This window comes from Pseudomonas avellanae BPIC 631 (genome assembly GCF_000444135.1).
In the GTDB taxonomy this organism is placed as follows: domain Bacteria; phylum Pseudomonadota; class Gammaproteobacteria; order Pseudomonadales; family Pseudomonadaceae; genus Aquipseudomonas; species Aquipseudomonas avellanae.
This window is the reverse complement of record NZ_ATDK01000131.1, coordinates 1-230: the sequence shown is the minus strand read 5'-3', so window position 1 is coordinate 230 and position 230 is coordinate 1. Positions and strand designations below refer to the sequence as shown.

Below are 230 nucleotides of genomic sequence, written 5' to 3'. Positions count from 1 at the left end.
CTTGAACACCGACTTCGACCTTGGCTTTGTCCTTGGGCTTGCGCGAGCGAGCAGGCAAGACGGCGACGCCGTAATGCTCGGCCAGGTCGCGGTAACTGGGGTTGATGTCGGGCTCGTAACGATGAGCTTTGGTGACGCCGCTGCGCAGATTGTCTGGTACCAGTATCTGCGTTGTGCCGCCGAAAAAAGCAAAGCATCGGACGTGCGAGCCCAGCCAGTCGGGCAGTTTC

Annotated in this window: 1 pseudogene; it reads right to left on the bottom strand. The window is 60.0% G+C overall.

Annotated elements, in window-relative coordinates:
- Positions 1–230, bottom strand: a pseudogene (locus tag DW49_RS0107480) (DDE-type integrase/transposase/recombinase); the annotation flags it as partial.